Below are 26,670 nucleotides of genomic sequence, written 5' to 3'. Positions count from 1 at the left end.
ATGCAAAATCGCGTGGATATCATCGAGATATCTGACTCGGCTATCCATGCCACGTGCATGGGGTCCAATGGTAATCGCTATGAGCAGAGCATCTCGGTGCTTGTACCAGGCGATGCGCCAATATTGGACTTCTCCTGCTCCTGTCCCGTAATCAGTGATTGCAAGCATTGCGCCGCCGTCATGTTTTACTTGCAGAGTCCAGGTGAGCAGGGTGAAAGCAGCCCACATCCCACTACTCTGAATCGTGCGTTGGAAAGCTGGATCAGCGACTTCCCCACTCCGATGACCGATGACCAGGCCTATCCGGCAAATGTCAGCGACAGGCTGCTCTACAGACTCATTCCCGAGTACACCCAGCCAGGCCATTGGACATTGAATTTGTACAAGGGGCGTCAACTCAAGGACGGCAGCCTGCGGGATATCAAATCCGTTTTTGCAATCGATGAAATGTTGCTGCGTCAACCCAGGCACTTGCTTGAGTCGGATATAAGGATTGCGCGTTTGCTGGTGGCTGCACGTGCCAATAACTATCGCCCGGCGCATCCCCTTGTGGGAAGCATGGGGGCGGATATCCTTGAGCGAGCTGTACAAACCTCACGTGCATATCTTGATTTCGGCGAGCAGCCGTTGGTTATTGGTGAAAGTAGACAGGGTACTTTTGCCTGGATCAAAGAGCAGGGCGGCGCGTATCGGGGGCAGTGGTTGTACCCTGACGGATCAGTCGCTCAGGTGGTTGCGGTAGAGCCGCTCTACTATCTCGATAAGCAGACTCATGAGGTAGGGCGGTTACTTCATGATTTCGATGATAAAACCGCTTGCCACATCACCTTGGCACCAGAAGTTCCGGCGCGCATGGCCATGTTGCTCGGCCATCGCCTACAGTTGCGTGATACCCGCATCCCACCTCCGGAAGCATTGAGTGCGCGAATAATTGACAGCATTGAGCCGCAAGCTCGGCTTACGCTGGGCAGTTATGACCCCAAATCCTGGCGTGAAAAGGACCGGGTGCAGCATCACGCTGGCCTGCTGTTTACCTATGCGGGGCAGGTGGCAGTGAAAGGCTCCGCAGAGCTTGTGGCTGTACGCGATGATGAAATCCAGCGCATCCAGCGTCAATCGGCAATCGAGAAAGCACTGCGCGAGCGCTTGCAGCAATTGGGCTTTAAAGCGTTCCGTAAAAAGAGTAGCGCGCTCCCTGACAATGCTGGTGAGTTGTTCGAGCTAGGGGACGACGAGCATTGGCTTGCCTTCATGGAAACTCATTTGCCGGTGCTTCGAGGGGAAGGTTGGCAGGTCGACATTCACCGCAACTTTCATTTCGACCTCCAGGCGGTGGAGCAGTGGTACGCGGATATCGAGGAGTCACCGGCGCACGAATGGTTTGATCTGGAGCTGGGTATTGTCGTCAATGGGGAGCGGCATAGTCTGCTACCCATCGTGCTGCATTTGATGCGCAGCCGCCCGGACCTGGTGGAGCCTGGCGCGCTGGCCAGTCGTCGTGACGATGAGCACCTGATGATTGATCTGAACATCTGGCGGTTAGGAAAAGGCAGCTTGAAGGTCGCGTTGCCCTACGCGAGGGTCAAGATGCTGATGGCAATGCTTGGCGAGCTTTATCTAGGGGAGCACCAAGGACGCTCGCTACGTCTGAATGCACCGGATGCTGCTCGCCTCAGCGCCCTGGATCGCTTGCCGATGGCATGGAACGGGGGCGAGCGCCTGCGCGAGTTTGCCAGGCGTCTTCGTGCATCTACGGGCAGTCACATTGCAGCACCGACAGGGCTCAATGCGACACTGCGCCCCTACCAGCTCGAAGGCTTGAACTGGATGCAGACGCTGCGCCAACTTGAAGTGGGCGGCATTCTTGGCGATGACATGGGCTTGGGCAAGACGTTGCAGGCCCTTGCGCACCTGCTTTGTGAAAAACAGGCGGGGCGCCTAGATCGACCAGCCCTGGTGGTCATGCCGACCAGCCTGATTCCCAACTGGCTCGATGAAGCATTGCGCTTTACGCCGCAGCTAAGCGTTCTGGCGCTTCATGGCAGCAATCGGCAGAAGGATTTCACTCGCTTTTCTGAATTCGATGTGATTTTGACAACCTATGCCTTGTTGCCGAGAGATCTCGAAACCTTAGGCCAGCATACCTGGAGCGTGCTGATTCTGGATGAAGCTCAGAACATCAAGAATCCGATCAGCAAGGCTGCTCAGGCAGCTAGACAATTGGAGGCCCGACAACGTTTATGTCTATCGGGTACTCCGCTGGAAAACCACCTGGGCGAGCTCTGGTCGTTGTTCCATTTATTGCTGCCGGGATGGCTGGGCGACAGCAAAACATTCAATCGCAACTATCGCACGCCCATCGAAAAGCACGGCGATCGTGTGCGTTTGCAGCATTTGGTGGCACGTATCAAGCCATTCATGCTCAGGCGCACGAAGGAGCTGGTCGCAAGTGAGTTGCCGGCAAAAACCGAAATCATCCATTGGGTCGAGCTGAGCGACGCGCAGCGGGATGTCTATGAAACGGTTCGAGTGGCCATGGACCAGAAAGTCCGGGACGAAATCAATCGTATCGGTATAGGCCGCAGTCAGATCGTCATTCTTGAAGCGTTACTCAAATTGCGTCAGGTGTGTTGTGACCTGCGCCTGGTCAAGAGCATTCCTTCCACTAAAGCGGCGCGCTCGGGTGCTGGAAAAATCGAAAGCCTGATGCAAATGCTCGATGAGCTGGTTGCCGAGGGGCGTCGAATTCTATTGTTTTCCCAATTCACGTCGATGCTCGCACTGATTGAAGAGGAGCTTCAAAAGCGTGATCTCGCTTATTCCATCCTGACGGGCGAAACAGACGATCGGCGCACTCCTGTGAAGCAGTTTCAGGGGGGCATGACGCAGCTGTTCCTGATCAGCTTGAAGGCGGGCGGGACTGGTCTGAACCTGACCGCCGCCGACACGGTGATTCACTACGACCCCTGGTGGAACCCGGCTGTAGAAAATCAGGCGACGGATCGGGCTTATCGTATTGGTCAGGACAAGCCGGTGTTCGTTTACAAGCTCATTGCCCGAGGCACTGTTGAAGAGAAAATTCAGCAACTGCAACAGAAGAAGGCTGATTTGGCGGCGGGAGTGCTGGAAGGAGGAATGACAAAAGGCTGGGCACTGGAGTCGCATGATATAGATGCGTTATTTGCTCCATTGCCGGTGTTGAAAGGCTGACGGCTGGAGGTAGTGCCGACCTCATCGCTGGCGAGCCAGCTCCCACATGTTCTATGTACACTGCACAACCACTGTGGGAGCTGGCTTGCCAGCGATGAGGCCGGCCCTGCAATGCTCAGGAATGCTTGTGCCGCCGCCTTCCGGGCAACGGCGCAAACAACGCTTCAATGTCATCCGCCTGCAGCTTCCAGTCCCCCGCCTGACGCCCATCCAGCACACCCGCTGCCAACGCCGATTTCTCCTGCTGCAAATGCTGGATCTTCTCCTCGACCGTCCCCCGCGTAATCAGTTTGTAGACGAACACCGGCTTTTCCTGGCCGATGCGATAGGCGCGGTCGGTGGCCTGGTGCTCGGCAGCCGGGTTCCACCAGGGGTCGTAATGGATCACCGTGTCGGCGGCGGTCAGGTTGAGGCCGACGCCGCCGGCCTTGAGGCTGATCAGGAAAATCTGTAGCTTGCCGCTCTGGAAATCGTGCACCGGCGCGCGGCGGTCGCGGGTTTCGCCCGTGAGGATGGCATAGTCGATCCCGCGTTGCTGCAACTCTGCCTCGATCAGCGCGAGCATGGACGTGAATTGGGAAAACAACAGGATCCGACGGCCTTCGGCGATCAGTTCGTCGAGCATTTCCAGCAGGCTGCCGAGCTTGCCCGAACTGCTGCCGCGAACGGTCGAGGCACTGCTGTTGACCAGGCGCAGGTCACAGCACACCTGGCGCAGTTTCAGTAGGGCTTCGAGAATGATGATCTGGCTGCGGGCCACGCCCTTGCGGGTGATTTCGGCGCGGACTTTCTGGTCCATGGCCAGGCGCATCGTTTCGTAGACATCGCGCTGGGCGTCGGTGAGTTCGACCCAGTGGATCATCTCGGTCTTGGCCGGCAGCTCGGTGGCCACCTGTTCCTTGGTCCGGCGCAGCAGGAACGGCTTGATGCGCGCGTTCAGGTGTTGCAGGCGCTCGTCGTTGCCCTGGCGCTCGATAGGCACCCGGTAATCGCGGTTGAATGCCTTGCTGTCGCCAAGCCAGCCTGGCAAGAGAAAGTGAAACAGCGACCACAGTTCGCCCAGGTGGTTTTCCAGCGGCGTGCCGCTCAGGCACAGGCGCTGGCGGGCGTTGAGCTGGCGGGCGGCCTGGGCGGCCTTGCTATCGGGGGTCTTGATGTACTGGGCTTCGTCCAGGATGAGGACGTGCAGGGCCAGCGGCTTGAGCCGTTCGATGTCCTTGGGCAGTAGCGCGTAGGTGGTCAGCAGCAGGTCGTAGTCCTGCAGTTGATCGAAGTATTTCTTGCGACCGACACCATGCAGGGCCAGCACCCGCAGCCCGGGGGCGAAGCGCTCGGCCTCGTCCTGCCAGTTGGGAATCAGGCTGGTGGGCATGACCACCATGGCGGGCCGGTCCAGGCGCCCGGCGTTCTTTTCCGTCAACAGGTGAGCCAGGGTCTGCAGGGTTTTGCCCAGGCCCATGTCGTCGGCCAGGATGCCACCGACTTCCAGTTCGCGCAGGGCTTGCATCCAGCTCAGGCCTTCGACCTGATAGTGGCGCAGGGTGGCATTCAGGCCTTCGGGAATTTGCGCCGGTTGGGTGCGGATATCGCGCAGCCGTTCGGCCAGGCTGCGGACCCGTTCGCCGCCTTCCCAGGTCAGGGGAATGTCCTGCAACCCGTTGAGCCGGGTGGCGTCGGGCGTCGGCAGGCGCAGGGCGACTTCACCCGGCTCGCGCATGTAGAAGTCACCCAGCGTGGCCAGCACCGGCTTCAAGCGACCGTAGGGCAGGGCAACTTGCAACGGGCGCGTGCGGGCATTGTGGGTGTGGTGGATCGGTACCAGGATCTGTTCGTCGTCCCGGCGCTTGGCCAGCATGGCCTGGTTGAGCAGTTCCGGGTGGGTGCGCAGCAGGTTCAGTAGAATCGGCAACAGGCTCAGCCGCTCGCCGTTGACCACGATGCCCAGTTCCAGGTCGAACCAGTCGCGTTCCGGGGCTTCGTCGATGACCGCGTACCAGTCATCCACCGGGGTCAGGTCGAAGGCAAAATCCTCGGCGTACTCGATTTCCCAGCCCCGTTCGCGCAAGCCGGGCAGGTCGTTGAGGATAAACCTCAGCCAGGCACCGTCACTGGGCAGTTCGAACAGGTCGCCGGCGCTTTCGGGCAACGCCTTGCTTTGCCGGGTAGCAATCTTGAAGCCGATTTTCTGCAGGGTTTCGCGCAGGGCCTTTTCAGCGACGGGTTGGCGCTGGATGCGCAAGGTTTCGTGGTCCTGGTGTTTGAGGATCACGCCATTTCTTGCGCTGCTGACGTATTCCCCGGCGTAACCGAAGGCCAGTGCGGCGCGATGCTGAACGTAGCGCTGCATCCGGCCGTTACGCGGTTCGAACGCGCTGAACTCAATGCTGCCCAGCCACAGGCGTGGCCGTGGTTGCAGGTTGTCGATCAGGCGCTCGTTCATGTCAAAGCGGCGTCACCTTGACCAGCAGGGCCAGATGGCCGCCGTCAAGGAAGATGAGATCGCCGTTCCTGGGAGTCTTGCTGGTTTTGCTGAGCTGTTCACTGACGGTCACCATGCCATCTTTGTCGATTTGATTGACCCAGAAATTGGCAGCGATGTCGGTGGTTTTGCCCAGGCTCAAGCTCAGGGTGCCTTCGATCGGATAGTGACCGAACTTGCCTTCGCCTTCGCTGATGGCAACGACGCTCGATTGTTCGCCCAGCGCCTGTTGCCAGGCCTTGTTCAGCAGTACGGTGTAATCGCCGCTGGCCTCGAGCTTTTCCAGTTCGGTGGTGAGGCCGGGCTGGCGCACGTCGGTCGATGCAATGACGGGTGCCCCGGCTGCCCAGTCCTCGGGCGCGATCGCCGTGGTGATGGCGGGCACGGCATTCTGGCGAACCAGAATCAGGTCGACCTGGTACTGGCCGTCGGCGAACACGGCAGGCGCGAACAGCGCCAGCAGCAGGGTCAACGAGCGAATCAAGCGCATGGTGCTTCCTTCAAGCAGATTTAGGGGTGAGGCGCTCGAATAGCGCTTCGATGTTATTGAAACGCTCATCGGCCCGCTCCATGGGCACCATGAACTTGAACTGTGTTGCACCTTCGAACTTGTAGCGGTTCGGCTGGCCCTGGATCAGCTTGATCAGTACCAGTGGATCGACCGGTGTTTCGGCAGCGAATTCGACGCGGCCACCTTGCGGGCCGGCATCGACCTTCTTGATGCCGAGCTTTTCCGCGTTCAGTTTGAGCAGCGTCAGGCGCACCAGGTTCTTGGTCGGCTCGGGCAGCAGGCCGAAGCGGTCGATCATTTCCACTTGCAGGTCCTTCAGGCCTTCTTCGTCCACGGCCGAGGCAATGCGTTTGTACAGAATCAACCTGGCATGCACATCCGGCAAGTAGTCTTCCGGAATCAGGGCCGGCAGGCGCAGGTTGATCTCCGGGCCGCCACCGAGTGGCTGGTCCAGGTTCGGTTGCTCGCCCTTGCGAATCGACTTCACGGCCCGTTCGAGCATTTCCATGTACAGGGTAAAACCCACGGCCTGGATCTGGCCGCTCTGGCCATCGCCGAGCAGCTCGCCGGCGCCCCGGATTTCCAGGTCGTTGGTGGCCAGCACGAAACCGGCGCCCAGGTCCTGGGTGTTGGCGATCGCTTCCAGGCGCTTTTCCGCGTCCGGGGTGATCTGCTGGCGCGGTGGCGTGAGCAGGTAGGCATACGCCTGGTGGTGACTGCGCCCGACCCGGCCGCGCAACTGGTGCAGCTGGGCCAGGCCGAACTTGTCGGCACGCTCGATGATGATGGTGTTGGCGCTGGGCACGTCGATGCCGGTCTCGATGATGGTCGAGGCGATCAGCACGTTGAAGCGCTTGTGATAGAAGTCGCTCATCACCTGTTCGAGATCGCGTTCGCGCATCTGCCCGTGGCCGATGCCGATGCGCGCCTCGGGCACCAGTTCGGCGAGGTCGGCGGCGCATTTTTCGATGGTCTTTACATCGTTGTGCAGGTAGTAGACCTGGCCGCCGCGCAGCAACTCCCGCAGCAATGCCTCTTTGACCGTGCTCTTGTTCTGCTCCATGACGAAGGTGCGCACCGACAGGCGCCTGGCCGGTGGCGTGGCGATGATCGACAGGTCGCGCATGCCCGAAACCGCCATGTTCAGCGTGCGCGGAATCGGCGTTGCAGTCAGAGTCAGGATGTCGACTTCGCTGCGCAGGGCCTTGAGCTGTTCTTTCTGGCGGACACCGAAGCGATGCTCTTCGTCGATGATCACCAGGCCCAGGTCCTTGATCTGCACATCGTCCTGCAGCAGCTTGTGGGTGCCGATGACGATATCGATCTTGCCTTCGGCCAGGTCTGCCACGGCGGCATTGACTTCCTTGGCCGATTTGAAGCGACTCATCACTTCCACGGTCACCGGCCAGTCGGCGAAGCGGTCGCGGAAGCTGTTGTAGTGTTGCTGGGCGAGCAGGGTGGTCGGCACCAGGATCGCCACCTGGCGCCCGCCGTGCACGGCGATGAAGGCTGCGCGCATGGCCACTTCGGTCTTGCCGAAGCCGACGTCGCCGCAGACCAGGCGGTCCATGGGCTTGGGCGCGAGCATGTCGGCACGCACCGCTTCGATGGCCGTTTGCTGGTCGGGGGTTTCCTCGAAGGGGAAGCCGGCACTGAAGGTGGCGTAATCCACTGACGGGTCGGCAAACGCATAGCCTTCACGGGCGGCGCGGCGGGCATAGATGTCGAGCAGTTCGGCGGCCACGTCACGGACCTGTTCGGCGGCCTTGCGCTTGGCTTTCTGCCAGACTTCCGAACCCAGCCGGTGCAGCGGGGCCAGGGCGTCGTCGCTGCCGGTGTAGCGAGCGATCAGATGCAGGTTGGCCACCGGCACATAGAGCTTGGCGCCTTCGGCGTACTCCATGGTGAGGAATTCGGCGGTCTGGTTGTCGACTTCCAGGGTCGCCAGGCCCAGGTAACGGCCCACGCCATGGTCGATATGCACCACCGGCGCGCCTTCGCGCAGCTCGGTAAGGTTCTTGATCACGGCATCGTTGCTGCCGTCGCTGCGCTTCTCGCGGCGCCGGCGTTGCATCACCCGTTGCCCGAACAGCGGGCTTTCGGCAACCAGCGCCAACGCCGGATCGTCCAGCAACAGGCCTTCGTCCAGTGGCGCGATGGTGATTGCCAGGCGCTCTTTACCCGCGACGAAGTCGCTCCAGCTGTCGACTGTCTGTGGCCTGAGCTTCAGGCGCTCGAGCAGTTCCAGCAGCACTTCGCGGCGCCCGGCCGATTCGGCGGTGAACAGCACCCGGCCGGGGAACTGGTCGAGGAAGTTCGACAGCGCTGCCAGCGGCTGGTTGGCCTTGGCTTCAATGGCCAGGTTGGGCAAGGCTTGCGCCGGGAAGCGTTCGCCGGTGTCCAGGTCGTCCTGGCTGGCGACGATACGCGGCCAGCTCTTGAGCCGGGCAAAGCAGTCTTCCACCGGCAGGAACAGCTCGGCCGGCGGCAGCAGAGGACGCGAAGGGTCGATGCGACGTTCTTCGTAGCGGTTGCGCACATCGCTCCAGAAATGCTCGGCGGCCTGTTCGATACCGGGCAGGGAAAACACCTGGGTGTCCTGGGGCAGGTAATCGAACAGGGTCGAGGTTTCTTCGAAGAACAAGGGCAGGTAGTACTCGATACCGGCCGGGGTGATCCCGCTGCTCAGGTCCTGGAAGATCGGGCAGCGGCGGAAGTCCACGTCGAAACGCTCGCGAAAGCGAGCCTTGAATTGGGTGACCGCTTCCTTCTGCAGCGGGAACTCGCGGGCCGGCAGCAGGCGTACCGATTCGACCTTGTCGATCGAGCGCTGGTTTTCCGGGTCGAAGGTGCGCAGGGTTTCGATTTCATCGTCGAACAGGTCGATCCGGTAGGGCAGTTTGCTGCCCATCGGGAACAGGTCGATCAGGGCCCCGCGCACGGCGAATTCGCCATGCTCGTAAACGGTGTCGACGCAGCGATAGCCGCTGGCTTCCAGGCGTGTGCGCATCTGGTCGACATCGAGCTTCTGGCCTATGTCCAGGACCAGGCTGCTGCCCAGCAGAAAACGCGTCGGCGCCAGGCGGTGCAGGGCCGTGGTGATCGGTACTACCAGAATGCCGTGGTCCAGCTCGGGCAGGCGATAGAGGCTCGAGATGCGCTGTGAGATAATGTCCTGGTGCGGCGAGAACAGGTCGTAGGGCAGGGTTTCCCAGTCGGGAAAATGCAGGACCGGCAAACTCGGGGCGAAGAAACGCAGCTCCTGTTCCAGCCGGTCGGCGCTCTGGCTGTCGGCGGTCAATAGCAGGGTGAAGCGCTTCGCGGCGCTGGCGGCTTCGGCAATGGCCAGGCTCAAGGCGGCGCCTGGCAAGTTGCCCCAGTGTTGTTTACCTGCAGCGGCAGGGAGTTTCGGTAGACGCAGAACTGGCACGGGAGGTTGAGCTCCAAGCGTTGCGACAAAGACAACAATTGTACCGGGCGCAGGCCCGGGCTGTCAGTTGCGCGCAGGTGAAAAGCGTGCTCGGCGGGAGAAACCGTCAAAAAGACCGCAGGGCGACAGGCGCTCATTGATCGAAAGTGTGCAGGGCGTCATAATGTAGCCCCTTTTTTCTGTCCCTACATGTGGAAGGTTCCCGTGACTCAGAAGCCCGACCAGTGTCTTGGTGAATGGATCGATCGTGAAGCGCTCGCCGAGGCGATGATTCCGCTGATCGGTCAGCTCTACCGCAATAACAATGTGGTGAGTTCGATCTATGGCCGCAGCCTGATCAACCGTTCGGTGATTTCGATCCTCAAGGCTCACCGCTTTGCCCGTCATCGCCAGACTGATGAAAACGAACTCTCTGTCCACGAGACATTCCCACTGCTCAAGGCCATGAGCGAGCTGAAACTGGGCGCCGCTTCGGTCGACCTGGGCAAGCTGGCCAACAAGTTCAAGCAAGAAGGCAAAGGCCGTACCGCCGAGCAGTTCGTGCGTGAAGAACTGGCCGACGTGGTTGGCCAGCAGAACGCTTCGGCACGCAAAGGCACTGACGTTGTCCTGTACGGCTTCGGTCGTATCGGCCGCCTGCTGGCGCGCATCCTGATCGAAAAAACCGGTGGTGGCGACGGCCTGCGCCTGCGTGCCATCGTCGTGCGCAAAGGTGCGACCAACGACCTGGTCAAGCGCGCCAGCCTGCTGCGTCGTGACTCGGTGCACGGTCCTTTCGATGGCACCATCACCATCGACGAAGAGCACAACACCATCACCGCGAACGGCAACCTGATCCAGGTTATCTACGCCAAGAGCCCGAGCGAAGTCGACTACACCCAGTACGGCATCGAAAACGCGCTGATCGTGGACAACACCGGTGTATGGCGTGATGCCGAGGGCCTGGGCCAGCACCTGCAATGCCCGGGCGCTGCCCGCGTGATCCTCACCGCACCTGGCAAGGGCGCGCTGAAGAACATCGTGCACGGTATCAACCATGGCGACATCAGCCCTGACGACAAGATCATCTCGGCAGCTTCCTGCACCACCAACGCCATCGTGCCGGTGCTCAAGGCGGTCAATGACAAGTACGGCATCGTCAACGGTCACGTCGAAACCGTTCACTCGTTCACCAACGACCAGAACCTGATCGACAACTTCCACAAGGGCAGCCGTCGTGGCCGCGCCGCGCCGCTGAACATGGTCATCACCGAAACCGGTGCTGCCACCGCAGCCGCCAAGGCACTGCCAGTGCTCAAGGGCAAGCTGACCGGCAACGCCATTCGTGTTCCGACGCCGAACGTTTCCATGGCGATCCTGAACCTGAACCTGGAAAAGGCCACCACTCGCGACGAAATCAACGAGTACCTGCGCCAGATGGCCATGCACTCGGATCTGCACAAGCAGATCGACTACGTCAGCTCCCAGGAAGTGGTTTCCACCGACTTCGTCGGTTCGCGCCACGCCGGTGTGGTCGATGCCGAAGCCACCATCAGCAACGATAACCGCGTTGTCCTGTACGTCTGGTACGACAACGAGTTCGGTTACAGCTGCCAGGTTGTGCGCGTGATGGAAGATATGGCCGGCGTCAACCCGCCAGCTTTCCCACGCTAAGCTTCAGCTAGGTCGTGAAAAGACGGGAACCTTCAAGGTTCCCGTTTTTTTTGTCACATGGGAGCTAGTGGTGCGTTCTTGCCTTGGTGTTTTGCGCCTGTTTGGCCTGTTGATGTTGTTGAGCGGCTGCGACGGAGCCGATTCGCTCGAGCGCGTCAGTGGCCCGACCATGGGCAGCAGTTACACGGTTCAGTATGTGCGTTCGCCGGGCAGTCCCGGGCCTGAACAGGTCAAGGGTGAGGTCGAGGCCGTGCTGGCCGGGATCGACCAGATGTTTTCAACCTACCGCAGCGATTCGGACATCGAACGCTTCAATGCCCTGCCGGCCAACAGCTGTCAGGTGATGCCCGTGCCCTTGCTGCAACTGGTGCGGGTCGGCGAACAGTTCTCCGAGCAGAGCCAGGGCGCCTACGACCTGACGGTCGAGCCCTTGCTCGATCTCTGGGGTTTCGGCCCTCAGGCGCGCGAAGAGAAGGTGCCGGATGCACAGGCGCTGGCCAGCACGCGGCAACGGGTTGGCTATCGGCATTTGCGTATCCAGGGCGACAGCCTCTGCAAGGATGCGCGGGTGGAGGTCGATTTCAACAGCATCGCTGCCGGTTACGCGGTGGACCAGGTGGTCGATCGTCTCCAGCTGCTGGGTGTTACCAGCTTCCTGGTCGAAGTGACCGGTGAATTGCGCGCGACCGGGCGCAAGCCCGATGGCAGCCATTGGCGCGTGGCCCTGGAAGTGCCCCGTGACGACCGCGAGGAAGCCCAACAGGTTATTTCGGTCGATGGCTACGGCGTTTCCACATCAGGCGACTACCGTAATTACTTCGAGCGCGACGGCAAGCGTTACTCGCACACGCTCGATGCACGCACCGGCGCACCCGTGGAGCACACCCTGGCGGCGGTGACGGTACTCGACCCTTCGGCGCTGATGGCCGATGGCTGGTCCACCTTTTTGATGATCCTGGGGCCGCAGGAAGGATGGGATTTTGCCTTGCAGCACGAAATCGCAGCACTTTTCGTGATGCATGCCGATAACGGTTTCACCACCCGTGCCACGCCGGCTTTCGAGCGCCTGGCGACGAATGAATAGCATTGGGTGAGTTGTTGCAACTGATTGACGATGTAGTGCAGACAAAAATAGCCTACGACGCGACCAAGGGTTAATGTTCGCGGCGCTCAGGCTTGATTAGACTGCAGTCGATTTTTTTTCATGTTGCCGAGCGCGACATGATGTAGCCGGAGAGTGCCAAAGTGGCATCTCGGCCCGTTCTGAAGGAGTACGCATGGCTGTCTACAACTACGACGTAGTGGTGCTGGGTTCCGGTCCGGCAGGGGAAGGCGCGGCAATGAATGCCGCAAAAGCAGGGCGCAAGGTCGCGATGGTCGACAGCCGGCGTCAGGTCGGCGGCAATTGCACCCACCTGGGTACCATCCCGTCCAAGGCCCTGCGTCACTCCGTGCGGCAGATCATGCAGTTCAACACCAACCCGATGTTCCGGGCCATTGGTGAGCCGCGCTGGTTCTCATTCCCCGACGTGCTCAAGAGTGCGGAAAAGGTCATCTCCAAGCAGGTTGCCTCGCGCACCGGCTACTATGCCCGCAACCGGGTCGACGTGTTTTTCGGCACTGGCAGCTTCGCCGACGAGCAAACCATCGAAGTGGTCTGCGCCAACGGCGTGGTCGAGAAGCTGGTGGCCAAGCACATCATCATCGCCACCGGTTCGCGTCCATATCGCCCGGCCGACATCGATTTCCACCACCCACGTATCTACGATAGCGACACCATCCTGAGTCTCGGCCACACCCCGCGCAAACTCATCGTTTACGGCGCCGGCGTGATCGGTTGCGAATACGCCTCGATCTTCAGTGGCCTGGGTGTGCTGGTGGAGCTGGTGGACAACCGCGGCCAGTTGTTGAGCTTTCTGGATTCGGAAATCTCCCAGGCGCTGAGCTACCACTTCAGCAACAACAACATCACCGTGCGCCACAACGAAGAATACGATCGGGTCGAAGGCCTGGACAACGGTGTGATCCTGCACCTGAAGTCCGGCAAGAAGATCAAGGCCGACGCCTTGCTCTGGTGCAACGGCCGTACCGGCAACACCGACAAGCTGGGCATGGAGAACATCGGGGTCAAGGTCAACAGCCGCGGCCAGATCGAGGTGGACGAGAACTACCGCACCTGCGTGCCGAACATCTACGGTGCCGGTGACGTGATCGGCTGGCCGAGCCTGGCCAGTGCCGCCCACGACCAGGGGCGTTCGGCTGCGGGCAGTATCGTCGACAACGGCAGCTGGCGCTTCGTCAATGACGTGCCGACTGGTATCTACACCATTCCGGAGATCAGCTCGATCGGCAAGAACGAGCAGGAGCTGACCCAGGCCAAGGTGCCTTACGAAGTCGGCAAGGCGTTCTTCAAGGGCATGGCGCGCGCGCAGATTGCCGGTGAGCCGCAGGGCATGCTGAAGATCCTGTTCCACCGCGAAACCCTGGAAGTGCTCGGCGTGCACTGCTTCGGTTACCAGGCGTCCGAGATCGTCCACATCGGTCAGGCGATCATGAACCAGCAGGGCGAAGCCAATACCCTGAAGTATTTCGTCAACACCACGTTCAACTACCCGACCATGGCCGAAGCCTATCGGGTAGCGGCATACGATGGCCTCAACCGGCTTTTTTGAGTGGCTCCGGCCGGTGGCCTGAGCCGGCCGGGGAGACCGATTTCAGCAATTCTCGAGCGTGGCGCTGGCCAAACCGGGAAAGTCTGTAATCAGGCTATCTACGCCGAAGTCGGCGAGCCGGCGCATCAGCGCCGGTTCGTTGACTGTCCAGACCGACACGTGCAACCCCTGACGCTGGGCCTTGGTCAGGCGTTCAGGCGTGCACAGTGTCCAGTTCAACGCCAGCATGTCACAGCCATAGTTCTGCGCGACCTTCAGCGGGTCGAGCCAGGCATATTCGGCGACCAGCCCGCGCGACAGGTCCGGGGTCAGCTCCAGCGCTGCCTTGAGGACTTCCCGCGAGCTTGAGGTGACGGTGATCTTCTCCATCAGCCCGAAACGCTGGGCCATTTCCCGGATAGCCAGCACTGTGGTCGCGGCACGCATGCGCGAAGCACTCTTGACCTCCAGTTGCCAGTGGTCGAAATCGCACTTCTCGAACAGTTCTTCGAGCGTCGGGATGGGGCAGGGGTGCACCCAGCCGGGGCCGCCTTTGCGTGCATCGTAGGTCACCAGCTCGGCGGCCGTGTGCTCGACCACCTTGCCGCGACGGTCGGTGGTGCGCTTGAGGCCGGGGTCGTGGATGACCATCAACTGGTTGTCCAAAGACAGGTGCAGGTCGAGTTCGCAGCGTTTCACGCCGTGCTTGAGGCACTGCTGGAAGCTGCTCAGGGTGTTTTCAGGGGCTTCGCCCTTGGCGCCGCGGTGGCCGTAGATAAGGGTCACGTTTGTTCCTTCAAATTAAGTGTCAGATAGCGCCAGTGGCTACAGGGGGTCAGGTGCTCGGTGACTCACTCTTTTCCCGAGCGCTGCGACGCTGCTGTGCCTGTTTTTGCAGAATGTAGCGGGCCAGCAACTGTCGTTGGGCATCGCTGAGGGCTTCGAATTCCGTGCCGATCTCGAAGCGCCCGTCGGGCCTCGGATCGCAATGGATGACCCGGGCACGCAGCAACAGCCCCAGTGCCTGGGGCATCAAGGCCATCTTGACCGAAAGCAGTGTGCCGGCCTTTATGGCCTGGGCCTGGCTGAATTCGACGCCGTTCTCGGAAAGCACCACCGGCTGCGGTTCGCCGATCTTGCCCAGAATGGTTTGCGCGACCACCTGGCTGAGCAGATCGATGCGCTTGTTCTGGGCCCTGAGGAAGTTGGCCAGGGTTCGGTCGCTGTCACTGAGCTGGCGCAACAGGTGTTGCGACTCGAACTCGCTCAGGTGCAATTCGCTGAGCAAATTGAACAGTGGTGAAGCATCTTGCAACAAGTCTGAGTCATTCGCCTCGGCGCCTGCCAAGGGGCTAATTTCCAGTGCGATCCGATCCTCGATACGGTAGTATTCGCGGCGATCTTCTTCATCTAATGTCGACATGGCGAACCCATGGTAGCGGCGGTGGTCTGAGTGTAAAGCTGCTATTCAAGCCCCGCCACAAGGACGTTCCTCTTTCCTCCGAACAAGCCCCGACATGTTCAGACCTCTCTTCGTATACATCGGTACGCGTTATACCCGTGCCAAACGCCGTAATCATTTCGTGTCGTTCATTTCCCTGACCTCGATGATCGGCCTCGCCCTTGGCGTGGTCGTGATGATCGTGGTGCTTTCGGTCATGAATGGCTTCGATCATGAAATGCGAACTCGTGTGCTCGGGATGGTCCCGCATGCCACCCTGGAAACCGGTCAGCCGATCAGCGAGTGGCCTGCGCTTGCCAGTAAAGTAAAGCAGAACCGGCAAGTAACGGCGGTTGCGCCCTTCACCCAGATGCAGGGTTTGCTGACCAATAACGGCACGGTGCAGAAGGTGCTGCTCAATGGCATCGACCCGGCCCAGGAGCGCAATGTCTCGATCATCGACGCCTTCATCAAGCAGGGCCAGCTCGATGCGCTGAAGCCCGGCGAGTTCGGCATCATGATCGGCGACAAGGCGGCGACCAAGCTGGGCGTGGCCGTCGGCGACAAGCTGACCTTCGTTGCCCCGGAAGTGACGGTGACGCCGGCCGGGATGTTCCCGCGCATGAAACGCTTCACCGTGGTCGGCATTTTCCATGTGGGCGCCGGCGAGCTGGACGGCTATCTGGGCCTGACCAACATCGAAGACCTGTCGCGCCTGCACCGCTGGAAGGCCGACCAGGTACAGGGCCTGCGCCTGAAGTTCGACGACCTGTTCCAGGCGCCGCGCGCGTCCTGGTACATCGCCCAGAAACTTGGTGATGAGTACTACGCCCGCGACTGGACCCGCACCCACGGCAACCTGTACCAGGCGATCCGCATGGAGAAGGCCATGATCGGCCTGCTGCTGTTGCTGATCGTCGCCGTGGCAGCGTTCAACATCATTTCCACCCTGGTGATGGTGGTCAACGACAAGCGCGGCGATATCGCCATCCTGCGCACGCTCGGCTCCACCCCAGGCCAGATCATGGCGATTTTCATGGTCCAGGGCACCGTGATCGGCGTGGTCGGCACCCTGATCGGCGCCTTGGTCGGGATGTTCGCCGCGCTCAATGTCAGCGCCGCGATTGCCGGGCTGGAATCCTTGATCGGCCACAAGTTTCTCAATGCCGACGTCTATTTCATCGACTACCTGCCTTCGCAACTGATGGCCGAAGATGTGCTGATGGTCTGCGGTGCGGCATTGGTCCTGAGTTTTCTCGCCACCCTTTATCCGGCCTGGCGTGCTGCGCGCACCCAGCCAGCGGAGGCGCTACGCTATGAGTGAGTTGGGCATGAGTGATAAAGCAGTGCTGAGTTGCCGCAATCTGGGCAAGTCCTACGAGGAAGGCCCGGAGTCGGTCGAAGTGTTGTCGGGGCTGGCGCTGGAGTTGCACGCCGGTGAGCGTGTGGCCATCGTCGGCAGTTCCGGTTCGGGCAAGAGTACCTTGCTCAACCTGCTCGGCGGGCTCGACACGCCCACCAAGGGCAGCGTATGGCTGGCCGGCGAAGAGCTTTCGGCGCTGGGCGAGCGCGCGCGCGGCTTGCTGCGCAATCGGGCGCTGGGCTTCGTCTACCAGTTCCACCACCTGTTGCCGGAATTCACCGCACTGGAAAACGTCTGCATGCCGTTGCTGATCGGTCGCACGGCGATTACCGAAGCCCGCGAGCGCGCCACCGCTTTGTTGACCCGCGTAGGCCTGGCCCATCGTCTGGGCCACAAGCCGGCCGAGCTTTCCGGTGGCGAGCGGCAGCGCGTGGCCATCGCCCGGGCGCTGGTGAACCGGCCAGGGCTGGTGATGCTCGACGAGCCGACCGGCAACCTCGACCACCATACTGCCCAGGGCATCCAGGACCTGATGCTGGAGCTGAGCACCTCGTCGCACACGGCGTTCCTGGTGGTGACCCACGACATGAACCTGGCCCGGCAGATGGACCGGGTGTTGCGCCTGGAAGAAGGCCGGCTGGTCGCCATCTGATCCGATTGCGCACGGCACTTCTGCAAGCAGGGAAGTGCCGGGTCCATTATTTTTTATACGGTGCCCCGGAATGTTCAGACCGTTATCGATCTTCATAGGCGCGCGCTATACCCGCGCCAAGCGCCGCAATCACTTTATTTCGTTCATCTCCATGACCTCGATGATCGGCCTGGCGCTGGGCGTGCTGGCCATGATCGTGGTGTTGTCGGTGATGAACGGCTTCCAGCGTGAAATGAGCTCGCGCATCCTCGGCATGGTGCCTCACGCGACCATTCTCGGGGCCAGGCCGCTGGATGACTGGCAGCCGGTCGCCGAGGCCGCGATGAAGAACCCACAGGTCGTGGCCGCCGTGCCCTTCACTGAAATGGAAGGCATGCTCTCCTACAAGGGGGCGATGCAGCCGATCCAGATCAGTGGCGTGGACCCGGCCCGCGAAGGCCAGGTCTCGATCGTTGCCGACCATATCGTCCAGGGTCGCCTGGATGACTTGAAGCCTGGCGAGTTCGGCGTGGTGGTCGGCGAGATCACCGCACGGCGCTTTCGCCTGAATGTCGGCGACAAGCTGACCCTGATCGTGCCGGAAGTCAGCACCGCACCGGGCGGGATCACCCCGCGCATGCAGCGCCTGAACGTGGTCGGAGTGTTCAAGGTCGGGGCCGAGCTGGACGGCTCCATGGCGCTGATCCATATGGCCGACGCCGCGCAGATGCAGCACTGGGAGCCGAACCAGGTGCAAAGCGTGCGCCTCAAGCTCAAGGACCTGTACAGTGCGCCGCAAGTGTCCGGGGCGATCGCCACGGGCCTGGGCGATCAGTTCAAGGCCGATGACTGGACCCACACCCAGGGCAGCCTGTTCAGCGCTATGAAGATGGAAAAGACCATGATCGGTCTGTTGCTGCTGATGATTGTCGCCGTAGCGGCATTCAACATCATCGCGACCCTGATCATGGTGGTGAACGACAAGGGCGCGGACATCGCCATCCTGCGCACCATCGGCGCCACGCCGCGGCAGATCATGACCATCTTCATGGTCCAGGGTACGGTGATCGGTATCGTCGGCACCTTGATCGGCGGCATCCTCGGGGTGATCGCGGCGATCAACGTCAGCGCTCTGGTGGGCTGGCTGGAGCGCGTTACCGGGCAGCATATCTTCACCTCCGACGTGTACTTCATCAGCACCTTGCCATCGGAGTTGCAGTGGTTCGACGTGGCGTTGATCTGTACCGCAGGGTTTACCTTGAGCTTTCTGGCGACGCTGTATCCGGCGTGGCGGGCGGCGCAGATCGAGCCGGCTTATGCGTTGCGGTATGAGTGATTCCTGACACCTCGTTCCCACGCTCCGCGTGGGAATGCCGTACCAGACGCTCTGCGTCGACCTTCCGGAGCACGACGCAGAGCGTCTCGGGATGCATTCCCACGCAGAGCGTGGGAACGAGGAGACACAAATCTAACCCCCAACCGGCAACTCAATCACAAACCGCGTCCACCCCCCATCCGATTCGCAACGAATCGACCCACCATGGGCACGGACGATCGACTGGGTAATCGCCAATCCCAACCCCGCATGCTCGCTACTGCCTTCACGCCGCGCAGGGTCGGCCCTGTAGAACCGGTCGAAAAGGCGCGGCAGCAATGCCGGGTCGATGCCCTCGCCGCTGTTTTCCACACTCAGCTGAATCTGTCCTTCCGTAGTGCGCATGCCCACGTTGACTTCCCCGTCCGCCGGGGTAAAGCGCAGCGCATTGTCCAGCAGATTGGAGAGCGCGCGGCGCAGCATGTTGCGGTCGCCGGCAAGTTGCGCCTGCCCGGTACGACGCATACGCACCTGGGCGTCTTCGGCCAGGGGCGTGAAGAACTCCAGCAGGGCATCGGTTTCCTCATCCAGCGCCAGCGGCTCGCGGTTGGGCACCAGCAGGCCATGGTCGGCCTTGGCCAGGTAGAGCATGTCATTGACCAGTTGCGCCATCCATTGCAGCTCTTCCAGATTGCTGTGCAGGGCTTCGCGGTATTCCTCCAGAGTGCGCGGGCGGGTCAGGGTGACTTGGGTGTGGGTCAGCAGGTTCGACAGCGGCGTGCGCAGTTCATGGGCGATGTCGGCAGAGAACGCCGACAGGCGCTGGAAGGCGTCGTCCAGGCGCCCGAGCATGGCGTTGAACGCCTGGGCCAGTTCGGCCAGCTCGATCGGCATTTGCGCCCGGGGCAGGCGCGTGGTCAGGGAGCGGGCGGAAACGCTGGACGCCACCTCGCTCATGCGCCGCAGCGGGCGCAGGCCACTGCGTGCAGCCCAGGCGCCGAGCAGGGCGGTGGCCAGGGCCGAGAGCCCGACGGTCAGCCAGATCAGGTGCTGCATGCGCTGCAGGAAATGCTGGTGGTGGGTGATGTCGAGCAAGAGGGTCAATTGTGCCGAAGACGCGTTGTCCGGCGTAAGTTTTGTATTGAAACTGCGGTAGTCGGTGCCGTCGCTATGCAGAGTGCTGATGCCGCTGCCGGCGGGGGTGGCGGGCAGGTTGGGGTGGCTGTCGAACCAGGGCTGACCCTCGTGGCTGCTGATGCGCAGGGCCAGGTCGGGTTGATGGCGGAGTTCCGCTTGCAGGGCGGGCAAGCGCGCATCAAGGGCGGCACGATTGTCTACGCCTGCCAGCAGTTGGCGCAGCACAGGCAGTTTGCTGGTCAGCAGTTGCTGATCCAGTTCAATGAAGTGGGTTTCGCTGGCGCGGCTGAACAGCACGCCGGCAATCAACGACACCACGGCGGTGCAGGCGGCGAACAGCAGGGCCAGGCGACTGCCCAGTGACAGGCGGCGCATCAGTCGCAACGCTCTTCGAGCACATAGCCCATGCCGCGCACGGTGTGGATCAGCTTGTTGTCGTGGTTGTCGTCGAGTTTCAGGCGCAGGCGCCGAATCGCCACCTCGATGACATTGGTGTCGCTGTCGAAATTCATGTCCCAGACCTGGGAGGCGATCAACGACTTGGGCAGCACCTCGCCCTGGCGCCGCAGCAGCAGTTCGAGCAAGGCAAATTCCTTGGCGGTCAGGTCAATGCGCTGGCCATTACGCTCGGCCCGGCGCCGAATCAGATCCAGGCGCAAATCACCCAGGCTCAATGCACTTTCCTGGGGCGGACTGCTGCCCCGGCGCAGCAGGCCGCGGACCCGTGCCAGCAGTTCGGAAAAGGCAAAGGGTTTGACCAGGTAATCGTCGGCGCCCAGTTCCAGGCCGTGTACGCGGTCGTGGACGGCATCCCGTGCCGTGAGAAACAGCACCGGCATCTCAAGGCCGGCACTGCGCACCGCCTGCAGGATCTGCCAGCCATCGCGGCCAGGCAACATGACGTCCAGGATGAGCAGGGCGTAGTCGCCGGTCAGCGCCAGGTGCTGGCCGGTGGTGCCATCTGCGACCAGTTCGGCATTGAAGCCGGCTTCGCTCAGGCCCTGGCGCAAGTAGTGGCCGGTTTTCGGTTGGTCTTCGACAATCAGCAATTTCATGGAGAACTCACAGCAATGGCTCCCAGGCGTTATACCCTGTGAGCGCAGGCACAGGCGTAAACTGACAAAGATGTAATCTTATTGTCAGCCGACTGCCAGCGGCGATTACCTACAGTGTCGCACAGCCTGATTATCGCCTGATGGAGTGTACGAGTATGAATCGCCTGTTAATCGCCGCCGGACTCATGGCCCTGAGCCTGCCGCTGCTGGCCTCGCCCGAGGAGCACTACAGCTTCGGTCACCCGGCACCTGCCGCCCAGGCCACTCGCACGGTGCAAGTCACTCTTGGTGACACTTATTTCGAGCCCAAATCGCTGGAGGTCAAGGCGGGGGAGACCGTACGCTTCGTGCTGACCAACAAGGGCCAAATGGCCCATGAGTTCAACCTCGGGGATGCGGCCATGCACGCCCGGCACCAGAAGGAAATGCAGGAAATGCAGGAAATGCAGGGCATGCAGCCAGGTGGTATGGATCACGCTGCCATGGGGCACGGCATGGGCCATGACGAGCCCAACACCGTACTGGTCCAACCGGGTAAAACCGCCGAACTGACCTGGACCTTCGCCCAGGCCGACGGCATCGAATTCGCCTGCAACGTGCCCGGCCACTATCAGGCCAGCATGGTCGGCACCCTGAAAATCGACAAATGACGCAATGGGTCCCAAGCGCGGCGCAAACCCGATAAACTAGACCGGTTTACTCAGCCAGGTTTCCGCCATGCATCCCGCAGCCGAACATTCGCCGTTGGGCAAGTCCAGCGAATACATCTCCACCTATACGCCATCGTTGCTGTTCCCGATCCCGCGTGCAGCCAAATGGGCCGAATTGGGCCTGACCGCCGATACGCTGCCCTACAAGGGCGTGGACTTCTGGAACTGCTTCGAGCTGTCCTGGCTGCTGCCGTCGGGCAAGCCGGTCGTGGCCATCGGTGAGTTCAGCATTCCTGCCGAGTCGCCCAACATCATCGAATCCAAGTCGTTCAAGCTCTATCTCAATTCGCTGAACCAGACGCCGTTCGAGTCGGTGCAAGCGGTAGAGGCATGCTTGATCAAAGACCTCTCGGCAGCCGCGGGCAAGCCGGTAGGCGTTCGCGTGCGGACCCTGGCCGAAGTCGAGGCCGAAGGCGTGCACGCCTTGCCGGGCGTTTGCATCGATGAACTGGATGTGAACATCAGCAACTACGAGCAACCGCAACCGCAGTTGTTGCGTTGCGATGCCGAGCGGGTGATCGAAGAAAGCCTGCACAGCCACCTGCTCAAATCCAACTGCCCGGTTACCGGCCAGCCGGACTGGGGCAGTGTCGCGGTGCACTACCGTGGCGCAGCGCTGGACCATGCCAGCTTCCTGGCCTACCTGGTCAGCTTCCGTCAGCACGCCGACTTCCACGAGCAGTGCGTGGAGCGCATCTTCCTGGACCTGCAACGCCTGCTCGAGCCGCAGTCATTGACCGTCTATGCACGCTACGTGCGCCGGGGCGGGCTGGATATCAATCCGTATCGCAGTACTGAAGTGGTGACGGAGCAGAATTTGCGGCTGGTGCGTCAGTAAAGGCCCGCTAACCACTATCTCGCAGGCGAATGGCGGCCCTGTAGCCGCTGCCGCCAGGCTGCGCTCGCGCGCGAAGCGGGCGCACGGATCGGAGAATGATGGAGGTCCTGCGGACCTCAGCGCAGCCTGACGGCAGCGGCTACATCAGCCTGCGTTCTTTCGTGATAAAGGTCATCCGCAGTTTGAGCCCTCGCCTGAACGGCAGGGGCTTTTTTCCGGGTTTCAGATACCCATATTGCCAAGGGCCTGAACGATATTGCGCAACGTCCCGGCCAGCAGCGGATGTTCAAGTTCCAGGCGTTCGACGGCCAGATTGACGCCGTCGGCCAGATTGGTGTCCTTGGTTGCGGTTTCCAGCTCGAGCTCCGCTTCAATCTGCGTCATCAAATCCTGCAGGTTATCGCGCTCCTCTTGGGAGAGCGGTGGATTTTTCTCCAATTGCTCGCGCAAGGTGTTCAATTGCTCTTGCAGTTCGCGGGCAGGCATGGCGATCTCCCTCAGATAATAGGCACAGCCATGGACCCTGGCAGTGCGCAAAAGGTCCATCACTGCACTTTAGAGTAATCCACTCGGGCGCTGCCTGCATGATCCTGATCAACATCGCTGTTTCAGGGTTTTTCACCCTTGGAGCGGCGCAGGCTGATGTCGGACAGGCAGGCCTCGAGCTCCATCAGGTGGTCGATCACCGAATGCACGCCCAGGTTGAACAATTGCAGGGTTGTCCTGGCGCGTTTGTGTTCCTGTTCCTGGGTTGTCAACGCGCTGTTGCGCAGCGTTGTGCATGACGCAAGGCCAACGGTCCAGAGCCCGGCATTCAGGCCGGCCTGGAGAAGACGCGGCTCGCCGCTGACCAGCACGCAGCCATCCAGTCGTTCGACCTTGAGGGTCATCAGGGCTTGCCAGCAGGCGTCGGGCGCCGGCCAGCGCGCGCGATCGCGACTATGATTGATGGCGGTCATCCAGTCGGGCAGGGGAGTTGCCAGATGGCGGCAAAGTGCATCGGGCAGCTCGTCCAGCCAGGCGCAAGGCACGCCTTGCTGGCGCAGTGCGTCCAGGGCCTCCAGGGCGCCGGGTGTTACCAGAGCAGGACCCGCAGCGTTGGCATGGTAGTCGGCGGCAGCATCGACAAGGCAGCCGCGCAGGCCGAACAACAAGGCGGTAAAAGGGGCAGGTTGTGGCATGGCGACATCCCTGAAATAACCAGTCAAGCTACATCCAGTCAATGACAATCCCATGACGCTATGAAGCCGCGAGAGTAACGTGTCTTACGACAATGGTTCAGCTAGGCTGCATATAAAGGCTCGACGTCTTATACTTGTCGCTCATAGGTCCGGCCTAGCGCCCGCCAGAGAGATTTTGAGGAGAAAATATATGCGTATGATCGGTTCAGGACTGATCGATCGATTGGCCCGCGCCTGTCTGTGCGCCAGTTTCGTGCTGGTGCCTGTCGTTACCCAGGCCGCCACCGAGGAAGACCCTTGGGAAGGCGTCAACCGCGCTATTTTCAGCTTCAACGACACGCTCGACACCTACGCGCTCAAGCCGGTAGCCCAGGGCTATCAGTACATCACGCCGCAGTTTCTCGAAGACGGCATCCACAACATGTTCAATAACATCGGGGATGTGCGCAACCTGGCCAACAACGTCCTGCAGCTCAAGCCCCAGGCGGCCGGTGTCGACACCGCACGCTTGATCTTCAACACCACATTCGGCGTGCTCGGCTTTTTCGACGTAGGCACCAAGATGGGGTTGCAGCGTAATGATGAAGACCTGGGCCAGACCCTCGGCTACTGGGGTGTGAGCAGTGGCCCGTACGTGATGCTGCCGTTCCTGGGCCCAAGCACCGTGCGTGACGCCGTCGCCATATACCCGGACAGCTACACCGGACCTTATCCTTACATCGATCATGTTCCGACCCGCAACACGGCACGCGCCGTCAATATCATCGACACACGCGCCAGCCTGCTCTCGACCGAGAAGCTGATCCAGGGCGACAAATACAACTTCATTCGCAGTGCCTACCTGCAGAACCGCGAGTTCAAGGTGAAAGACGGGCAGGTCGAAGACGACTTCTGATCGGCGTTTGAATCCGGGAAAGGCGGCCCGCGGGCCGTCTTTTTTGTATCAGGCTGTTTTAGCCGTAGTCCTGGTCAGTTTGCCTGTAGGAACGGTCCTTCAATTGTGTTGAGCCAAGGGGCGTTTTTATAACTCCCGGTGATTTGCGCGGCAAAGACCTCAGGCGACCATCGGTACACGCTTGAAACGCCCGGCGGATGGGAGTACCGTCAGCGCCTCAACAGGGCACCTCTGAAAGTTGCAGTGCAGGATTAATTGTCCTACACCTCATAGACAGGGAGGCTAGAAGTGAATCCAGTAAGTGTGCAAGGCTTCGCCCAGCCACCTACACCAACCTATTTCTGGCGCCGTTTGCCCACATGCACAAAACCAGTGCCACGCTGCTGATAATCGATGATGACGATGTAGTGCGCGCAAGCCTTGCCGCCTACCTTGAAGACAGTGGCTTCAGCGTCCTGCAGGCTTGCAATGGCTTGCAGGGGCTCGAGGTATTCGAGCAGCAGCAGCCCGATCTTGTAATCTGCGACCTGCGCATGCCTCAAATGGGCGGCCTCGAGCTGATTCGCCAGGTCACCGAGCGCGCTCCGGATCTGCCGGTCATAGTCGTATCCGGTGCGGGCGTGATGAACGACGCAGTCGAGGCCTTGCGCCTGGGCGCTGCCGACTACCTGATCAAGCCCTTGGAAGACCTCGCAGTGCTCGAGCACTCGGTGCACCGGGCACTTGATCGAGCGCGCCTTGTCCAGGAAAACCAGCGCTACCGACAGAAGCTCGAAGCCGCCAACCACGAGCTCGAGGCCAGCCTGCACTTGTTGCAGGAAGACCAGAACGCCGGGCGCCAGGTGCAGATGAACATGCTGCCGCAAAGCCCCTGGCTTGCGGACGACTTGCAGTTCGACCACGAAATCATCCCGTCGCTGTACCTGTCGGGTGACTTCGTCGACTATTTCCGGGTCGATGACCGGCGAATCGGCTTCTACCTGGCCGACGTGTCCGGACATGGCGCTTCATCGGCATTCGTCACCGTATTGCTGAAGTTCATGACCACGCGCCTGCTGTTCGAGTCCAAGCGCAACGGCACCATGCCGGAATTCAAGCCTTCGGAAGTGCTCGGTCACATAAACCGCGGTTTGATCAACTGCAAGCTCGGTAAACATGTGACAATGGTGGGCGGTGTGATTGACGAAGAAACCGGGTTATTGACCTACAGCATCGGCGGGCATTTACCGCTGCCCGTGCTGTACACGCCAGGCCAGAGCCGTTATCTGGAAGGGCGCGGGCTGCCGGTCGGCCTGTTCAATGAAGCCACGTACCAGGATCATGTGCTCGAAATGCCACCGCGCTTCAGCCTGACCCTGTTATCTGATGGCATATTGGACCTTTTGCCCGGTGAAACACTCAAAGATAAAGAAGCGGCCTTGCCTGAGATAGTCAAGTCCGCAGGCGGCAGCCTGGATGGGCTGCGGCAACGTTTTGGATTGGCTACGCTTGGGGAGATGCCGGATGATATCGCCCTATTGGTGTTAAGCAGGAATCTTGAATGAGTACCGGTAGAATCCAGTTCGCCGAACAGAACGGCACCTTCGTTCTGAAATTTGTCGGTGAAGTGCGCCTTACCCTGTGTTCGGCGCTGGATGCGACTATTGAAAAGATCTTCACGGCGCTGAATTTTTCGGCGATCGTCATCGATCTGACCGAAACCAACAGCATCGACAGCACCACTCTGGGCCTGTTGGCCAAGCTGTCGATCCTGTCCCGGCAAAAAGTCGGGCTGCTGCCTACTGTCGTGACCACCCACGAGGACATCACGCGTCTGCTGCAATCGATGGGCTTCGAGCAGGTGTTCAACATCGTTGACCGCCCCATCCCGTGCCCCGAATGCCTGACCGACCTGCCATCGCAGGATCAGTCCGAAGACGTGGTCAAGGCCAAGGTGCTGGAAGCACACAAAATCCTCATGGGCCTGAACGACTCCAATCGTGAAGCCTTCCATGACCTGGTTAACGCCCTGGAGCGGACCTGACCGCAGCCTGAAACTCAGGCAATAAAAAGGGCGACTCCTCACGGGGTCGCCCTTTTTGCGTTCGCGTTTCCTCGTTCCCACGCTCCGCGTGGGAATGCCTCCAGTGACGCTCCGCGTCGCACTTGGCCGATCGACGCTGGAGCGTCT

Annotated in this window: 21 protein-coding genes; 12 read left to right on the top strand and 9 right to left on the bottom strand. The window is 60.8% G+C overall.

Translation table 11 applies throughout. The annotated features are described in order from the left end of the window. Complete coding sequence (locus F2S13_RS04835; RefSeq protein WP_166359368.1) at positions 1-3,210, top strand: DEAD/DEAH box helicase; 3,210 nt, start codon at positions 1-3, stop codon at positions 3,208-3,210. A gap of 115 nt (positions 3,211-3,325) precedes the next feature. Here F2S13_RS04835 and F2S13_RS04830 read toward each other — a convergent pair whose 3' ends face one another. The 3 genes from F2S13_RS04830 to mfd are packed head-to-tail and all read right to left on the bottom strand — an operon-like array spanning position 3,326 to position 9,630. Next, entirely contained in the window at positions 3,326-5,650 is a 2,325-nt protein-coding gene (locus F2S13_RS04830; protein ID WP_166359330.1) for a DEAD/DEAH box helicase, read from the bottom strand. Between the two features lies 1 nt (position 5,651). Next, positions 5,652-6,179, bottom strand: coding sequence for a CsiV family protein (locus tag F2S13_RS04825; RefSeq protein WP_166359329.1), 528 nt, complete (start codon positions 6,177-6,179; stop codon positions 5,652-5,654). A gap of 10 nt (positions 6,180-6,189) precedes the next feature. Next, the gene (mfd, locus tag F2S13_RS04820) at positions 6,190-9,630 is read right to left on the bottom strand and encodes a transcription-repair coupling factor (RefSeq protein WP_166359328.1); all 3,441 of its coding nucleotides are present in this window, start codon (positions 9,628-9,630) and stop codon (positions 6,190-6,192) included. 189 nt (positions 9,631-9,819) lie between these two features. Here mfd and F2S13_RS04815 point away from each other — a divergent pair, with 189 nt between their 5' ends. The 3 genes from F2S13_RS04815 to sthA all read left to right on the top strand — a co-directional run bounded on the left by F2S13_RS04815 (position 9,820) and on the right by sthA (position 13,955). Further along, positions 9,820-11,283: a glyceraldehyde-3-phosphate dehydrogenase gene (locus tag F2S13_RS04815; protein WP_166359327.1), complete on the top strand. Its 1,464-nt coding sequence runs from the start codon at positions 9,820-9,822 to the stop codon at positions 11,281-11,283. Between the two features lie 112 nt (positions 11,284-11,395). Further along, complete coding sequence (locus tag F2S13_RS04810) at positions 11,396-12,367, top strand: FAD:protein FMN transferase (protein WP_166359367.1); 972 nt, start codon at positions 11,396-11,398, stop codon at positions 12,365-12,367. Positions 12,368-12,560: 193 nt separating this feature from the next. Next, positions 12,561-13,955: a Si-specific NAD(P)(+) transhydrogenase gene (gene sthA / locus F2S13_RS04805; RefSeq protein ID WP_166359326.1), complete on the top strand. Its 1,395-nt coding sequence runs from the start codon at positions 12,561-12,563 to the stop codon at positions 13,953-13,955. Positions 13,956-13,997: 42 nt separating this feature from the next. Here the strand turns inward: sthA and F2S13_RS04800 are convergent, their stop codons facing one another. Both F2S13_RS04800 and F2S13_RS04795 read right to left on the bottom strand, forming a co-directional pair. After that, positions 13,998-14,720, bottom strand: a complete 723-nt coding sequence (locus tag F2S13_RS04800; RefSeq protein ID WP_166359325.1) for a glycerophosphodiester phosphodiesterase family protein — start codon at positions 14,718-14,720, stop codon at positions 13,998-14,000. Between the two features lie 49 nt (positions 14,721-14,769). Next, positions 14,770-15,357, bottom strand: a complete 588-nt coding sequence (locus F2S13_RS04795) for a PilZ domain-containing protein (protein WP_166359324.1) — start codon at positions 15,355-15,357, stop codon at positions 14,770-14,772. Positions 15,358-15,451: 94 nt separating this feature from the next. On the opposite strand from F2S13_RS04795, the gene F2S13_RS04790 reads away from it, so the two are divergent. From F2S13_RS04790 to F2S13_RS04780, 3 genes are all read left to right on the top strand, one after another. Next, positions 15,452-16,699, top strand: a complete 1,248-nt coding sequence (locus F2S13_RS04790; RefSeq protein ID WP_166359323.1) for a lipoprotein-releasing ABC transporter permease subunit — start codon at positions 15,452-15,454, stop codon at positions 16,697-16,699. A 7-nt stretch (positions 16,700-16,706) separates the two neighbouring features. Next, positions 16,707-17,390 (top strand): lipoprotein-releasing ABC transporter ATP-binding protein LolD, encoded by a 684-nt coding sequence (gene lolD, locus F2S13_RS04785; RefSeq protein ID WP_178118981.1) that lies wholly within the window; start codon positions 16,707-16,709, stop codon positions 17,388-17,390. Between the two features lie 70 nt (positions 17,391-17,460). Further along, complete coding sequence (locus tag F2S13_RS04780) at positions 17,461-18,705, top strand: lipoprotein-releasing ABC transporter permease subunit (RefSeq protein ID WP_166359321.1); 1,245 nt, start codon at positions 17,461-17,463, stop codon at positions 18,703-18,705. Positions 18,706-18,837: 132 nt separating this feature from the next. On the opposite strand, the gene F2S13_RS04775 is transcribed toward F2S13_RS04780, so the two are convergent. Both F2S13_RS04775 and F2S13_RS04770 read right to left on the bottom strand, forming a co-directional pair. After that, positions 18,838-20,196: a heavy metal sensor histidine kinase gene (locus tag F2S13_RS04775; RefSeq protein WP_166359320.1), complete on the bottom strand. Its 1,359-nt coding sequence runs from the start codon at positions 20,194-20,196 to the stop codon at positions 18,838-18,840. Then, positions 20,196-20,876: a heavy metal response regulator transcription factor gene (locus F2S13_RS04770; protein ID WP_166359319.1), complete on the bottom strand. Its 681-nt coding sequence runs from the start codon at positions 20,874-20,876 to the stop codon at positions 20,196-20,198. The genes F2S13_RS04775 and F2S13_RS04770 overlap by 1 nt, the downstream gene beginning before the upstream one ends. A gap of 155 nt (positions 20,877-21,031) precedes the next feature. On the opposite strand from F2S13_RS04770, the gene F2S13_RS04765 reads away from it, so the two are divergent. Further along, on the top strand, positions 21,032-21,526 hold the full coding sequence (locus F2S13_RS04765; RefSeq protein ID WP_166359318.1) for a cupredoxin domain-containing protein: 495 nt from the start codon (positions 21,032-21,034) through the stop codon (positions 21,524-21,526). A gap of 67 nt (positions 21,527-21,593) precedes the next feature. Next, positions 21,594-22,424 carry an NADPH-dependent 7-cyano-7-deazaguanine reductase QueF gene (gene queF, locus F2S13_RS04760; protein ID WP_166359317.1) on the top strand — a complete coding sequence of 277 codons (831 nt, stop codon included), beginning with the start codon at positions 21,594-21,596 and terminating at the stop codon, positions 22,422-22,424. Between the two features lie 222 nt (positions 22,425-22,646). On the opposite strand, the gene F2S13_RS04755 is transcribed toward queF, so the two are convergent. Together F2S13_RS04755 and pcrP are read right to left on the bottom strand one after the other, a co-directional pair. Further along, on the bottom strand, positions 22,647-22,910 hold the full coding sequence (locus F2S13_RS04755) for a DUF4404 family protein (protein ID WP_166359316.1): 264 nt from the start codon (positions 22,908-22,910) through the stop codon (positions 22,647-22,649). Between the two features lie 122 nt (positions 22,911-23,032). Continuing rightward, positions 23,033-23,605, bottom strand: a complete 573-nt coding sequence (gene pcrP / locus F2S13_RS04750) for an HAD superfamily inactivated hydrolase PcrP (RefSeq protein ID WP_166359315.1) — start codon at positions 23,603-23,605, stop codon at positions 23,033-23,035. Positions 23,606-23,795: 190 nt separating this feature from the next. Here pcrP and F2S13_RS04745 point away from each other — a divergent pair, with 190 nt between their 5' ends. The 3 genes from F2S13_RS04745 to rssC all read left to right on the top strand — a co-directional run bounded on the left by F2S13_RS04745 (position 23,796) and on the right by rssC (position 26,523). Continuing rightward, positions 23,796-24,500, top strand: a complete 705-nt coding sequence (locus tag F2S13_RS04745) for an MlaA family lipoprotein (RefSeq protein ID WP_166359314.1) — start codon at positions 23,796-23,798, stop codon at positions 24,498-24,500. 359 nt (positions 24,501-24,859) lie between these two features. Beyond that, a complete protein-coding gene (gene rssB / locus F2S13_RS04740) occupies positions 24,860-26,044 on the top strand; it encodes a two-component system response regulator RssB (protein WP_166359313.1) in 1,185 nt (394 codons plus the stop codon). Further along, on the top strand, positions 26,041-26,523 hold the full coding sequence (rssC, locus tag F2S13_RS04735; protein WP_166359312.1) for an anti-sigma factor antagonist RssC: 483 nt from the start codon (positions 26,041-26,043) through the stop codon (positions 26,521-26,523). The genes rssB and rssC overlap by 4 nt, the downstream gene beginning before the upstream one ends. Positions 26,524-26,670: the final 147 nt, after the last annotated feature.

Source organism: Pseudomonas akapageensis (assembly GCF_011355085.1).
Taxonomy (GTDB): domain Bacteria; phylum Pseudomonadota; class Gammaproteobacteria; order Pseudomonadales; family Pseudomonadaceae; genus Aquipseudomonas; species Aquipseudomonas akapageensis.
The sequence above is the reverse complement of the archived record's forward strand: the minus strand, read 5'-3'. Positions and strand labels throughout refer to the sequence as shown.